A 13,008-nucleotide genomic window follows, 5' to 3' on the forward strand; every position below is an offset into this window, starting at 1 on the left:
GGGATCAAGCCGTAACGTCACGGTAGCTAGGTGCAGAGGATATCATGGCCACTGTGATCAAGATCGACGATGAGCTTGAAAGCCGAGTGGAAGATCTCGCGCGACGCCAGCAGCGTTCAACCGGCTGGATCCTTGATCAGGCTCTTCGACAATATGTCGACCGAGAGGAAAGCCGCGCCGCTTTCCAAAAGGATGCACTCAAGGCGTGGCGGGATTACCAAGCGACAGGCCAGCACGTGACACAGGCGCAAGCCGATGCCTGGTTGGCGCGGCTTGAGGATGGAGACGACGCGGATCTTCCTCGTTGGCACAGCTGATCTGGACACCGAACGCCCTTCGTGACGTTCAAAGGCTTTATCGTTTTCTTCTGCCCAACAATCCCGATGCGGCACGGCGCGCCGCTGCAACGATCCGCAGGACCGTTGGCCAACTTGGCGACATGCCTCAGGCAGGCCGTGCAAGCGAGCATATGGATGAGGCGTTCCGCGAACTGCTGATCCCGTTCGGCAGCAGCGGCTATGTGGCGCTTTATCATCTGAGCGCAGATGAGGCCGTCACAATCCTCGCGGTTCGCCATCAGAAAGAAGCCGGCTATTAAGCTCTCGCTTCACTCACTCTCCCCCTGCAGCGCTGCGATCGGCACGCCGGCCAGTTCGGCGGCGGTGAGGCGGGCGGCGCCTGCGCGGGCGATGCGGAGCATCAGGGCTTTGCGGGTGGCGGCGGCGAGGCGGTGTTCGGGGGCATCGCGCATGATTTCCGCGCCGTAGCCGTCTGAAAGAATGAAGCCGCATTCGTCCGGAAAGATGGATTGCGGTACGTCGGGATGCGAGGCGAAGAAGAAGCGGTCGGAATGCAGCCGGTATTCCGGCCATTTGCGATCGACCCGGAAATCCTCGATCGAAGACTTGATCTCGATGATCCAGATGTCGCCGTTGCGCGTCAGCGCCACGAGGTCGGCGCGCCGCCCCGTGGACAAGCAGAGCTCGGGAAGCACATGGGCGCCCATCGTGGCGAGCAGGCGCTGCACGCCGCGGCGGATCACCATGGCGCGCTCGGACTGACGACCGTCCACGAGCGGATCCTTGGCGAGGGGAGAGATGATCGGCATGAAAACGACCATGCCATTGTTCGCTGACTATTTGAACCCGTTTTGTTCTGGCAGCCGGTGACGCTGCTGCCAGATAGGGCGGCTAGTGCTGCGCGCCCGCCATATCGTCGAGGATCGGGCAATCGGGACGCGCGTCGCCATGGCAGGCATGAACGAGGCGCTGCAGGGTCGTGCGCATGGATTGCAGTTCAGCGATCTTGGCTTCGATCGCCGCGACATGGGCGACAGCAATTTCCCGAACATCATGGCTGGCGCGATCACGGTCGCGGTAAAGCGACATCAGCTGACGGCAGTCTTCGATGGAAAAGCCGAGACTGCGCGCGCGTTGCAGGAAAGCGAGGCGATGCACGTCTTCTTCCGAATAATCGCGATAGCCGTTGGTGCTGCGGGCAGGATGGATCAGTCCGATCTCTTCGTAATAGCGAAGCGTCTTCGGCGGAAGGTTGGTGCGTTCGGCGGCACGGCTGACATTCATGGCTCGGCTTTCAGGCAGGTGGGGCAGCAGCATTGTTGCCGAAATACAATATCGGGCTTTCGAAAGCCGATTCCAACCCGTCGAGCGCTCATCGTGACTTGGCAAGCCGATCGCTGGCGGGAACAATGCCGGCAATCAAATGGCCCGAGTCGGGCAATCCTGCGACGGACAGCATCACCACTATGAAGTTCAAAACGATTGTCATGGCGGCCGGGCTTGCTCTGACCACCGCGCTTGCCGGCTGCTCCACCGACGGCCGGATGAACACGTTCCTGGCGAACAATTTCACCAACAACTACACGACGCAGGTCGACGCCGGTTATCAGATCCCGGCCGTGCCGATCAGCAAGGTGCCGCGTCAGTTCCAGCGCCAGACCGTCAGCTACAAGACGGCCGAGAAGCCGGGCACGATCATCGTCGATACCCGCTCCAAGCATCTTTATTTCGTGCTGCCGCAGGGCAAGGCCGTGCGTTACGGCATCGGCGTGGGCCGTGAAGGCTTCGAGTGGAAGGGCGATGCGCGCATTGCCATGAAGCGCGAATGGCCGACTTGGACGCCGCCGCGCGAAATGATCGCGCGCCAGCCGGAACTGGTGAAGTGGAAGAACGGCCAGCCCGGCGGATTGCGCAATCCGCTCGGCGCGCGCGCTTTGTATCTCTTCAACAAGAACGGCGACACGGGCTATCGCCTGCATGGAACGCCGGAATGGGCGTCGATCGGCAAGGCGATGTCGTCGGGCTGCATCCGGTTGATCAACCAGGACATTATCGATCTCTACAACCGTGCCGAAGTCGGTGCGAAGGTCATCGTTCTCTAGGAATTAGGCGGGGGCCTAAGTGCCCGAAAGGGCAAGCCGCGAACCGTCCAGGCAACATGGACATGGTTCGTTCAAAGAAAAAGCCGGGCGAGGGGCCCGGCTTTTTCTTTGTCTGATTGGAGGTGGCTGAGCCTTAAACGACCTGCTCGACCTGCTGCACTTCAGGAACGAAGTGGCGCAGAAGGTTCTGGATGCCGTGCTTCAGCGTGGCGGTCGAAGACGGGCAGCCGGCGCAAGCGCCCTTCATGTGAAGGAACACGGTGCCGTTTTCATAACCGCGGAACGTGATGTCGCCGCCGTCCTGCGCAACGGCCGGACGAACGCGGGTGTCGAGCAGTTCCTTGATCGTGACCACGATCTCCTGATCGGCCACATCGAAGAATTCTTCCTCGGTTTCGGCATCTTCGCGGGCCTGCGTGGTGGCCGCGCTGGTCATGACCGGCAGACCGGCCATGAAGTGCTCCATGATCGCGCCGAGAATGGCCGGCTTCATGTGCTGCCAATCCTGGCCGTCCTTGGTGACCGTCACGAAATCATAGCCGAAGAACACGCCGGTGACGCCCGGCACATCGAACAAGCGCGCTGCCAGCGGCGAGGCTTGCGCGGCACTCGGCGCATCGCGGAAATCGGCGGTGCCGTCGGCCATCACGACGACGCCGGGAAGGAATTTCAGCGTGGCGGGGTTCGGCGTGGATTCAGTCTGAATGAACATGGCGGAACTCCGCTCTCAACCTATTTGGAATAATTCTAAATAGACCTTGGAACTCAGCTTTACAAGTGAGCAAGCCGGGCAAGGCTGGCTGTTGATCAGGCCAGATGTTCCATATCTTCATCGGACAGCGTTTGCGGCACGATGGTGACGGGGATGGGGAAGCCGCCGCCCTTGGCAACGGTTGCCGTGACCAGTGGTCCCGGTCCTTCCTTGGCGGAGCTTGCGGCCAGAACCAGGATCGCGATGTCCTGATCTTCTTCCACCTGCGCCAGGATCTCGTCCTTCGCCGCGCCTTCGCGCACGATCAGCTCGGGCTCGATGCCCAGGCTCTCGCGGATCTTGGCGGCGTGATTGTTGAGGGCGAGCTTGGCACTGGCCGTGGCCTCGGCACGCATGACTTCTTCAACGCCCAGGAACTGCTGGAAGTCGGCATTTTCAACCACAAACAACAAGACCAGCACGCCGCCGGTGGTTTTTGCCCGGCGCGACGCGTAGGCGACCGCGCGCTCGCATTCCGGGGTCTCATCGATCACCGCGAGAAACTTGCGGCGATGACCCGTTTCGCGGCTCAATCGTCTGGATACCATGATCGTTCCTCCGAACATCAGTGAGCGCGGACAATGCCATCCGCTTCAACGGGGAACAAGCCTATAAATTTGGTAGACATTGAAGCGGGCGAACGGCCGTAAGCGCTGGCATGGGAAGCCAGCGCGAGACCATGCAATCCGCCGCTTCGTTCAGTCCTGCAGGAAGCCGACGATCTCGCGCACCTGTTTCATCGTGCCTTCGGCGATCGTGCGGGCGCGCTCGCCGCCATCCTTGAGAACGGCGTCGACATAGGTGGTGTCGGCCTGGATGCGGCGCATCTCGGAGGCGATCGGCGCGAGCTTCTCGACAGCCAGATCAACCAGAGCCGGCTTGAAGGTCGAGAATTGCTGGCCGGCATATTCGGCGATCACGGCTTCGCGGCTCTTGTCGGACAAAGCGGCATAGATGCCGATGAGATTGTCCGCTTCCGGACGCTCCTTGAGGCCTGCGAGTTCGCTCGGCAGCGCTTCCGGATCGGTCTTGGCCTTCTTGATCTTCTTGGAGATCGTATCGGCGTCGTCCGTCAGGTTGATGCGCGACAGATCCGAGGGATCGGATTTCGACATCTTCTTCGAACCGTCGCGCAGGCTCATGACGCGGGTTGCCGGGCCTTCGATCATCGGTTCGGTGAGCGGGAAGAAGCCGTTCACCTTTTCCTCGCCCATCATCAGTTCGACGCCGAAGCCGAGATCACGGATGCGGTCGGAGAAGTCCTTGTTGAACTTGGTGGCGATGTCGCGGGTCAGTTCGATATGCTGCTTCTGATCGTCGCCGACCGGCACATGGGTGGCCCGGTAAAGCAGGATGTCTGCGGCCATCAGGCTGGGATATGCGAGCAGGCCCAGCGATGCGTTTTCGCGGTCCTTGCCGGCCTTGTCCTTGAACTGCGTCATGCGGTTCATCCAGCCGATGCGCGCCACGCAGTTGAAGATCCAGGCGAGTTCGGCATGCTGAATCACCCGGCTCTGGTTGAAAACGATGTGCTTGGCCGGATCGATGCCGGCGGCCAGGTAGGCGGCGGTGATGGAGCGCGTCTGCGATGCCAGATCTTCATGCACGAGCTGGGCTGTGATCGAATGCATGTCGACCACGCAATAGATGCAGTCATGGTCGTTCTGCAGCGCGACGAACTTGCGTATCGCGCCGAGATAATTGCCGAGATGCAGATTGCCGGTGGGCTGAACGCCGGAAAAAACGAGCGGCTTGAAGGAAGACATGAGCGCTGTTCCACAAACAAAGCGGCATCCGGCGTGACACCGGATGCCCTCAGGAAATCGCGTGGCTTATGAACGAGCGGACCCGCCCGCGCAAGGGATGGCGCGCGCAGGCGAGTTGAAGCCTAGCCGTCGATATGGCGCACCCGGCGCTCGGCAAAGAAGAAGGGCCGCATATGCGCGCCGAGGATATTGCCGGCAAAGGCTGCCACGGCCCACAGATAGCCATGCACGCTGCCAGAAATGATGCCGGAGAAATACGCCCCGATATTGCAGCCATAAGCGATGCGGGCGCCGTAACCCAGCAACAAACCGCCGACCACGGCTGCAAGGATGGAGCGCAGCGGGATCTTCAGGCTGGGCGCAAAGCTGCCGGCAAGGGCCGCGGCCAGCATCGCGCCGGCAATGATGCCGAAATCCATGATCGAGGTGACATCGGCAAACACGCTTTCGGCAAGCGCCTTGGCGTTGGACGGCGTCTGCCAATAGGCCCAGGCGGTCGGATCGATGCCGATGGCCTGCGCGCCCTTGGCACCCCATAGTGCGAAGGCCGAGGTCACGCCCCATGGCCGGCCGGCAAGCGCCAGCGTGGCGAAGTTGAAGATCACGAGGGCAACCGCACCCCAAACAAGCGGCCACGGACCGCGCAGAAAGCGCGACAGACCTTCACGCGGCGATGCGGGTGCCTGTTCAAGCGCGCCGTTGCGGCGCTTTTCCACCAGCACGGTGAGGACGGCGATGGCCGCGAAGATCGCCAGCGACAAAGCGATGCCACCCCACGGGCCGAAGCTTTGCACGAGCGAGATCGGCTGAAGCGCGGGCAGGGAGGTCCACCAGTCGAAATGCACCGTGGCGAGCACGGAGCCGATCACGAAGAACAACAGCGTCACCAGCATGCGGGCATTGCCACCGCCAGCCGTAAACAGCGTGCCGGAGGCGCAGCCGCCGCCAAGTTGCATGCCGAGGCCGAACATGAACGCGCCGACGATCACCGAAGTGCCGACGGGTGCCGCCGATCCTCTCACGACCTCGCCGAACAAAGTGCCGCTGGCCAGCACGGGAAAGAACAGAAGAACGCCGAGCGCCAGAAGCAGCATCTGCACGCGCAAACCGCGGCCGCGTCCTTCAAGAATGAACACGCGCCAGGCGGAGGTGAAGCCGAAAGCGGCATGATAAAGCGAGATGCCGAGCGCGCCGCCGACGAGAAACAGCGCGCCGTGGCGCGCGCCGTAGATCGAGCCGAGAACGAGCGTGCCGATAACCAGCACGGCCAGGGCAACCAGCCCCGGCGTGCCGAGTGGTGCGCGGGCGGCTGGCGCCGGCGCGACATAGGTGGTGGAGGACATGATCGTTCCGCGGTTTTGTTGGGGTCGCCTATAGGTAGGGTGTCCACCCCTGCGGGAACAGCAATCCTGTTCTCGCCGATCGGGTAAGATTAGGCGGGCATTCTACTGCAGGTCAGCGGCACGGAATGAACGCCGCTCCGCTCAGGCCTTGCGGCGTATGCTGCGGCGGATGATGCCAAGATCGGCCCCGCCGAGACCAAAGGCGGCGAGGATGTAGATCACGCCGCCGCCGATCACCAGCAGTCCGAGCGCCCAGGCCTGATCGATAAAGGCGCTGTCGGGCGCGAGCTGCGCGCCGAACCAGTCAAGGCCATACCAAAGGCCCGCACCCATCAAGAGCGTGGCGACCAGAAGACGCGGCAGGCGCTTCACCAGACCGCGATCGCTGTGCCAGTGACCGCGCCGGACGAGAACGGTGAGCAGCATGACGACATTCAGCCAGCCAGCGGCAGCCGATGCGGTGGCGATGCCGGGCGCGCCGATGCGGGGAAACAGGATGAGCGCGATGGTGATGTTGAGTGCAACCGAAATGGCCGCAAAGATCATCGGCGTGCGGGTGTCTTCCCTGGCGAAATAACCGGGCGTGAAGGCCTTGATGAGCACGAAGGCGGGCAGGCCCAGCGCAAAGATCGCCAGAACGGCAGCCACCAGCGGCGTCGAGCCATTGGCGGCGAACTGGCCGCGTTCGTAAAGCACCCGCACAACAGGCTCGGCCAGAACGAACAGGCCGGCTGCGGCCGGCAGGGTCAGAAACAGGCTGAACTCCACGGAGCGGTTCTGCAGGCTGGTGGCTTCCGCATCGTTCCCGGATTTCAGCGCGCGCGCCAGTTCGGGCAGAAGCACGATGGCGACCGCGATGCCGACGACGCCGAGCGGCAGCTGATAAACGCGGTCGGCCAGAGCGAGGCTCGACACGGCGCTGTTTTGCGTCGAGGCGATGGCCGTGCCGATCAGCTGGTTGATCTGCGTGATGCCGCCGGTGATGGCTGCGGGCAGGGCCAGCACCAGCAGGCGCTTGACGTTGGGCGTCATCTTCGGCCGCGTGAAACCGAGCCGAATGCCGGCCATGCGCGCGGCGACCCAGACGATGGCGAGCTGCACCACGCCGGCGGCGAGCACGCCCCAGGACAGGCCATAGCCGATCGCGCTGGCATCCCAGCCTTGCTGCCAGCCCGCAGCGAGCACCACGATCAGGATGATGTTGAGGAAAACGGGGGCGACGGCCGCAGCGAAATAGCGGCGCAGCGAGTTCAGCATGCCAGCCATCATCGCCGCCAGCGACATGCAGGCGAGATAAGGGAACATGATGATGGCGAGCGACTTGGTCAGCGCGAACTTGGCGGGATCATCGGCAAAGCCCGGTGCAACGATCGTGGCGATCAGCACCGGCATCGCCAGTTCCATCGCGATCGTGACCACCAGAAGCACGGTGAACAGAACGCCGAACACTTCTTCCGAAAAGCGTCGCGCGCCGTCGAGACCGTTCTGCTCGATCTCCTTGGCGAACAAGGGCACGAAGGCGGCATTGAACGCGCCTTCCGCAAACAAGCGGCGGAAGGTGTTGGGAAACTGGAAGGCGGCGTAGAAGGCGTCGGCCACAGGTCCGGTGCCGAGCGCTGCGGCCATCAGCATTTCACGGGTAAAGCCGAGCACGCGGCTCATCAGCGTGCCGGAAGCAACCGTCGCGAACTTCTTGGCAAGGCTCATGCCGCCGCTCCGATGAAAGATGCGATCATGTCAGGCTTTCTCGGGCGCCGTGTTGCGCGAAGGGGCAGGCCGCGTTCCATTCTCGAGAACCTCGCGCAGCCGCGTCAGGATCATGTCCATGCGGGTCGGGTTGTCGATCTTCTGGCCGGTCAGGTCGTTGACGTAGAAGGTGTCGATCACCTTTTCGCCGAAGGTGGTGATATGCGCCGATGCGATGTCGAGCGACAGATCCGACAGGGCACCGGTGATTTCCGACAGCAGGCCGGGCCGGTCGAGACCTTCGACCTCGATCACCGAAAAGCGGTTGGACAGCGTGTTGCGCAAGCTGGCATGCGGCGTGATGCGAAACACCTTCTGGCCGCGCTTGGGCTTGGTGCGCTTTTCGATCATTTCCGGCAGCCAGCTTTTGCCCGACAGCACGTCCTCGATCAGCGTGCCGACGCGTTTTCCGCGCCGTTCCTCGTCTTCGTCGCGGTCGAATTCCCGGGCAATCAGGATCGTATCGAGCGCGCGGCCATCCACCGTGGTGAAGATCTGGGCGTCCACGATGTTGCAGCCGGCACCCGCGCAGGCGCCCGCGATTACCGATAGGAGGCGCGGATGATCGGGCGCAAGAACCGTGATCTCGGTAATGCCTTCCATTGCACGCGGCTTCACCATCGTGGCGAGGCGCCGTCCGGCCTTGTCGGTGTCGCGGATAAAGGCGGCATGGCGGACCTGATCCACCAGATCCACCGTCATCAGGTAATTGTCGTAATGTAGCGCGACCAGCCGCTCGCTTTCGGCGTCCGGCCAGTCGCTGAGCGCACGGGTCAGCGCGATGCGGCCGGCCGCGCCGCGCTCGCTGCGCGTGGTTTCGGAGAAGCCGCCGGTGAGAAGCAATTCCGTTTCATAGTAGAGCGTGCGGATCAGCTGGCCTTTCCAGCCGTTCCAAACGCCCGGTCCCACGCCGCGGATGTCGCACACGGTGAGCACGGTCAGAAGCTTCAGCCGCTCCACCGATTGCACGACGGCTGCGAAATCCTCGATCGTCTTGCGGTCGTTGAGATCGCGGGTCTGCGCCGTCATCGACATCAGAAGGTGATGCTCGATCAGCCAGGCGATCGTGTCCGTGTCGCCGGGCGAAAAGCCCATCGTCGGGCATAGCTTGCGTGCGATCTTGGCGCCGGCTTCCGAATGATCTTCCGGCCGTCCCTTGGCGATGTCATGCAGCAGCACGGTCACGTAGAGCAGTTCGCGCTGCCCTTTCATGCCCGGCATCAGCTTGCTGACCAGCGGATGAAGTTCGTTTTCGTGGCCCTGCTCGATGCTGGCCAGCACGCCCACGCAATGCAGCAGATGCTCGTCGACGGTGTAGCGATGATACATGTTGAACTGCATCATCGCGACGATCTTGCCAAAATCCGGGATGATCTTGCCGAGCAGCCCCGCCTCGTTCATCCGCAGAAGGTTGAGCTCGGGATTGTGATGCGAGGTCAGGAGATCGAGAAACAGGCGGTTCGCCTCGGGATCGCGCCTGAGATTGCGGTCCACCAGCCGCAGCGAGCGCGTCACGAGCCGCAGCGCGTCCGGATGATATTCCAGCCCGTGCCGGTCGGCGAACCAGAACAGCCGGATCAGGTTGACCGGATCGTCCTTGAACACGTCGTCGCGGGCAATGGTGATGCGATTGTTGTCGATCACGAAGTCGCTCGTGCCGGGCAGCTTGCGGCGGCGGCGCGAGAAGCTGTGGAACAGGCGGTTGAAGCCTTCGACCTGCTTGTCCTGTTCTTCTTCCAGGGCCGAACAAAAGATGCGCGTGAGATCGCCCACCGTTTTCGCCATCAGGAAGTAGTGCTTCATGAAGCGCTCCACCGCCGACAGGCCGGGATGGGCGACATAGCCGAGACGTTCGGCGATATCGCGCTGTACATCGAAATACAGGCGCTCCTCCGGCTTCTTCGTCAGGAAGTGCAGGTGGCAGCGCACCGCCCAAAGAAAGTCTTCGGCCTTGATGAAGGCGCGATATTCGCGGCGCGTGAACACGCCCTTGCGCACCAGCTCCTCGCCGGTCCGCACGCGGTAGAAATATTTGGCGATCCAAAACAGCGTATGAAGGTCGCGCAGGCCCCCCTTGCCGTCCTTGACGTTGGGCTCGACGAGGTAGCGCGTTTCGAACCATTTGCGGTGGCGCTCGTCGCGCTCGCCGAGCTTTGCGGCAATGAATTCCGGTCCGGTATCTTTCACGACCTCGCGGTCGAAGCGCTCTACCAGTTCAAGGTAAAGCGGCTCCTCGCCCCAGATGAAGCGCGCTTCCAGGATTGAGGTGCGGATCGTCATATCCGCGCGCGACAGGCGGATGCATTCATCCACCGTGCGGGTGGAGTGGCCGACCTTCAGGCCGAGATCCCACAGCACGTAAAGAATATACTCGGCGATCTGCTCGCCCCAGGGCGTCTGCTTGTAGGGCAGGAGAAACAGGAGATCGATGTCGGAGCCCGGCGCCAGTGTGCCGCGGCCGTAGCCGCCGACGGCCACCAGCGTCATGCGCTCGCCCGATGATGGATTGATGCGCGGATAGATGTGGGTCGCGGCGAAATCATACAGCGCACGGATCACCTCATCCATGAGGTGCGAGATGCGCTGGGCACAGGCCGTGCCGCCGCCGTCTTCGGTCAGCAGCCGCTCCGCATGAGCCTTGCCGGTCTTGATGGTTTCGCGCAGCGCGGCCACAACGGCGACGCGGATTTGCGCGGCATCGCCCGGCTCGCGAGCCAGCGCTTCCAGTTGGCCGCGCAGCGTCGTGCCGTCCACCATCTCTTCTAGCTTCAGGGGAATGCGGGTCATGCGGCCTCGAACATTGCACGCGCGCTGTAAACCCTGGCGCGCTTCAAGGGAAGGCTGATCGACGGTTTTGGACCTCGACAAAAGGGGTGCGCTTCGTGTAGGCGCGCCCTTCCGTTTTTCAAAACCCCTTTTCTGTTCGAGGAAGACAAACATGAAACCGATCAGCGGTGGCATCGATTTCGGCACGTCCAACTCGACCGTCGGCTTTGTTGAAGGCGGCGCGCCGCGTCTGGTGCCGGTGGAAGGCGAACACCTCACCATTCCCTCGGCCGTATTCTTCAACTTCGAGGACAACGGGACCTATTTCGGCCGCCGCGCCATCGCCGATTACACAGAGAATGTCGAAGGCCGCTTGCTGCGCGCCTTGAAGAGCGTGCTCGGCACGTCGCTGATCAACGAAAAAACGCGCGTCAAAGCGCAGAACCTTGCTTTCACCGACATCATCGGCGCCTTTCTCGACCACCTTAAGCAGGCGCTGGACACCGCGCGCGGCACGGCCGTGGAGCATGTCGTGCTCGGCCGCCCCGTGCATTTCGTGGACGAGGATGAGGCCGCCGACCGCCGCGCACAGGACGAGCTGCAAAAGGCCGCCGAACAGCGCGGCTTCAAGCATATCGAATTCCAATACGAGCCGATCGCGGCAGCACTCGACTACGAGCGCACCGTTGATCGCGAGGAACTGGCGCTGATCGTCGATATCGGCGGCGGCACATCCGACTTTTCGATCGTGCGCGTGTCACCTGAGCGCGCGCAGGCCACCGATCGGCGCGAAGACATTCTCGCCAACACCGGCGTGCATATCGGCGGCACCGATCTCGACCGTCTGGCCTCGGTTGCCCATGTCATGCCCGAGCTTGGCATGAAGACGCTCACCAAAGATGGCCGTCGCGAACTGCCGGTCGGCACCTATTACGATCTCGCGACCTGGCAGCGCATCAACCTGCTTTACACCGCACGCGCCATGAACACACTGCGCCAGATCCGCTATGAAGCAGCCGAGCAGCACAAGGTCGATCGCCTGATCGACATCGTGGAGAACCGTCAGGGCCATGCGCTCGCAGCCAGGGTCGAAAGCGCCAAGATCGCCCTCACCGACACCGACGACACCGCGCTCGAAATGCGCCTGATGGATGAAACGCTGCGCGTTCCCTTCACCCGCGCCGGCCTCGACGCGGCCATCACCCCGCCGATCGGGCGCATCACCGACACAATCACCAAGACGCTCGCCGATGCCGGTTTGACGCCCGAGCGCATCGACACGCTGTTCCTCACCGGCGGCTCAACGGCCGTGCCGCTGTTGCGCGACAGCGTGATGCAGCTCTTCCCGAACGCGCGGGCGGTGCAGGGCGACCGATTCGGCAGCGTGGGAATGGGCCTGGCAGTGGATGCGGATCGGAAGTTCAGCGCTTGAGGGCTCGGAACTTCCAAGCGATTATCTAGCCGGCAAGATCAATCCGCGTCTTGCGAGCCTGAAGCCTTTGCCCCGCGCCGCATGCCGTCGATCAGAAGGTCGAGCATGCGTCTGGCATGTGCTGCGCCATCATCGCCGCCGGCAGTCGACAGATTGCCGATCGCGCGCAAGAGGTCATAGGCCTGCAGGTCATCGCGGATCTCGCCGGCCTGTGCTGCTCTTTCCAGCAATGAAGCAAGCGCCGGCTCGAAGTTGGCCCTGAAATAAGCCGGCAGCGTTTCGAACGCCGAGTCGCCGGAGTGAAGCGCTGCGGCCAGGCCTTTCTTGGTTGCCAGAAAGGCAGCGTAGCGGTGCAGCCAACGCTCCAGCGCGTCTGCGGGCTTGTAGGCGTCGAGCAGCTTTGCGGCCTCGGCAGCGCAAGCGTCGACCTCGCGCCGAAACACGCTCGCAACCAGATCGGCCCGGTTGGGAAAGCGCCGATAAAGCGTGCCGACGCCTACGCCGGCTTTCAGCGCGATCTCTCGCGCCGGTGCATCCACGCCCATCTCGGCGAAAACCGCTTTCGCAGCTTCCAGCACGGCATCCTCGTTGCGCAGCGCATCGGCCCGCACGCGACGCTTTGGTTCCGTGTCCTGCTCCATGATCATCTCCATCGTTCCGTGAAGCCGTGCCTGATGAAGGGCAAAACTTTTCCGCACGCTCTTGATAAGCGGAACATGGTTCCGTATATCGCTTTAACCGGAAGCGCGTTCCGCTTATCCGATGTAAGCGAATGGCGCCGGTTACGCCACCTCCAATCGACG

General features: G+C 62.6%; 13 protein-coding genes. 4 read left to right on the top strand and 9 right to left on the bottom strand.

All coding sequences use genetic code 11. From position 1 onward, the window contains the following. Positions 1-53: 53 nt before the first annotated feature. On the top strand, positions 54-317 hold the full coding sequence (locus JYU29_RS00400) for a CopG family ribbon-helix-helix protein (protein ID WP_431192816.1): 264 nt from the start codon (positions 54-56) through the stop codon (positions 315-317). Beyond that, positions 305-598 (top strand): type II toxin-antitoxin system RelE/ParE family toxin, encoded by a 294-nt coding sequence (locus JYU29_RS00405; protein ID WP_213982824.1) that lies wholly within the window; start codon positions 305-307, stop codon positions 596-598. The genes JYU29_RS00400 and JYU29_RS00405 overlap by 13 nt, the downstream gene beginning before the upstream one ends. Before the next feature lie 9 nt (positions 599-607). Here the strand turns inward: JYU29_RS00405 and JYU29_RS00410 are convergent, their stop codons facing one another. After that, on the bottom strand, positions 608-1,108 hold the full coding sequence (locus JYU29_RS00410; RefSeq protein WP_213984171.1) for an MmcB family DNA repair protein: 501 nt from the start codon (positions 1,106-1,108) through the stop codon (positions 608-610). Between the two features lie 82 nt (positions 1,109-1,190). Continuing rightward, the gene (gene cueR, locus JYU29_RS00415) at positions 1,191-1,583 is read right to left on the bottom strand and encodes a Cu(I)-responsive transcriptional regulator (RefSeq protein WP_213982825.1); all 393 of its coding nucleotides are present in this window, start codon (positions 1,581-1,583) and stop codon (positions 1,191-1,193) included. Between the two features lie 182 nt (positions 1,584-1,765). Here cueR and JYU29_RS00420 point away from each other — a divergent pair, with 182 nt between their 5' ends. Continuing rightward, positions 1,766-2,401, top strand: a complete 636-nt coding sequence (locus JYU29_RS00420; RefSeq protein WP_213982826.1) for a L,D-transpeptidase — start codon at positions 1,766-1,768, stop codon at positions 2,399-2,401. Between the two features lie 133 nt (positions 2,402-2,534). Here the strand turns inward: JYU29_RS00420 and JYU29_RS00425 are convergent, their stop codons facing one another. The 6 genes from JYU29_RS00425 to JYU29_RS00450 form a co-directional block, all read right to left on the bottom strand. Then, positions 2,535-3,113: a NifU family protein gene (locus JYU29_RS00425; RefSeq protein ID WP_213982827.1), complete on the bottom strand. Its 579-nt coding sequence runs from the start codon at positions 3,111-3,113 to the stop codon at positions 2,535-2,537. A gap of 95 nt (positions 3,114-3,208) precedes the next feature. Continuing rightward, the gene (locus JYU29_RS00430) at positions 3,209-3,700 is read right to left on the bottom strand and encodes a universal stress protein (RefSeq protein ID WP_213982828.1); all 492 of its coding nucleotides are present in this window, start codon (positions 3,698-3,700) and stop codon (positions 3,209-3,211) included. A 150-nt stretch (positions 3,701-3,850) separates the two neighbouring features. Beyond that, complete coding sequence (trpS, locus tag JYU29_RS00435; RefSeq protein WP_213982829.1) at positions 3,851-4,918, bottom strand: tryptophan--tRNA ligase; 1,068 nt, start codon at positions 4,916-4,918, stop codon at positions 3,851-3,853. Between the two features lie 122 nt (positions 4,919-5,040). Further along, the gene (locus tag JYU29_RS00440) at positions 5,041-6,261 is read right to left on the bottom strand and encodes a YeeE/YedE family protein (protein WP_213982830.1); all 1,221 of its coding nucleotides are present in this window, start codon (positions 6,259-6,261) and stop codon (positions 5,041-5,043) included. Between the two features lie 141 nt (positions 6,262-6,402). Beyond that, positions 6,403-7,968, bottom strand: coding sequence for a murein biosynthesis integral membrane protein MurJ (murJ, locus tag JYU29_RS00445; protein ID WP_213982831.1), 1,566 nt, complete (start codon positions 7,966-7,968; stop codon positions 6,403-6,405). Between the two features lie 30 nt (positions 7,969-7,998). Further along, positions 7,999-10,794 (bottom strand): [protein-PII] uridylyltransferase, encoded by a 2,796-nt coding sequence (locus tag JYU29_RS00450; RefSeq protein WP_213982832.1) that lies wholly within the window; start codon positions 10,792-10,794, stop codon positions 7,999-8,001. Positions 10,795-10,945: 151 nt separating this feature from the next. On the opposite strand from JYU29_RS00450, the gene JYU29_RS00455 reads away from it, so the two are divergent. Continuing rightward, positions 10,946-12,205 carry an Hsp70 family protein gene (locus JYU29_RS00455; RefSeq protein WP_213982833.1) on the top strand — a complete coding sequence of 420 codons (1,260 nt, stop codon included), beginning with the start codon at positions 10,946-10,948 and terminating at the stop codon, positions 12,203-12,205. Between the two features lie 38 nt (positions 12,206-12,243). On the opposite strand, the gene JYU29_RS00460 is transcribed toward JYU29_RS00455, so the two are convergent. Then, positions 12,244-12,846: a TetR/AcrR family transcriptional regulator gene (locus JYU29_RS00460; protein ID WP_250157121.1), complete on the bottom strand. Its 603-nt coding sequence runs from the start codon at positions 12,844-12,846 to the stop codon at positions 12,244-12,246. Positions 12,847-13,008 lie beyond the last annotated feature (162 nt).

The sequence above is a fragment of the Tianweitania aestuarii genome (genome assembly GCF_018457165.1).
GTDB lineage: Bacteria > Pseudomonadota > Alphaproteobacteria > Rhizobiales > Rhizobiaceae > Tianweitania > Tianweitania aestuarii.

Bases quoted from the DNA above. Each gene is read 5' to 3' on its own strand.
- murJ (WP_213982831.1), bottom strand. From the start codon at position 7,968: ATGAGCCTTGCCAAGAAGTTCGCGACGGTTGCTTCCGGCACGCTGATG.
- JYU29_RS00460 (WP_250157121.1), bottom strand. From the start codon at position 12,846: ATGGAGCAGGACACGGAACCAAAGCGTCGCGTGCGGGCCGATGCGCTG.
- JYU29_RS00410 (WP_213984171.1), bottom strand. From the start codon at position 1,108: ATGCCGATCATCTCTCCCCTCGCCAAGGATCCGCTCGTGGACGGTCGT.
- JYU29_RS00420 (WP_213982826.1), top strand. From the start codon at position 1,766: ATGAAGTTCAAAACGATTGTCATGGCGGCCGGGCTTGCTCTGACCACC.
- trpS (WP_213982829.1), bottom strand. From the start codon at position 4,918: ATGTCTTCCTTCAAGCCGCTCGTTTTTTCCGGCGTTCAGCCCACCGGC.
- JYU29_RS00430 (WP_213982828.1), bottom strand. From the start codon at position 3,700: ATGGTATCCAGACGATTGAGCCGCGAAACGGGTCATCGCCGCAAGTTT.
- JYU29_RS00450 (WP_213982832.1), bottom strand. From the start codon at position 10,794: ATGACCCGCATTCCCCTGAAGCTAGAAGAGATGGTGGACGGCACGACG.
- cueR (WP_213982825.1), bottom strand. From the start codon at position 1,583: ATGAATGTCAGCCGTGCCGCCGAACGCACCAACCTTCCGCCGAAGACG.
- JYU29_RS00455 (WP_213982833.1), top strand. From the start codon at position 10,946: ATGAAACCGATCAGCGGTGGCATCGATTTCGGCACGTCCAACTCGACC.
- JYU29_RS00440 (WP_213982830.1), bottom strand. From the start codon at position 6,261: ATGTCCTCCACCACCTATGTCGCGCCGGCGCCAGCCGCCCGCGCACCA.
- JYU29_RS00425 (WP_213982827.1), bottom strand. From the start codon at position 3,113: ATGTTCATTCAGACTGAATCCACGCCGAACCCCGCCACGCTGAAATTC.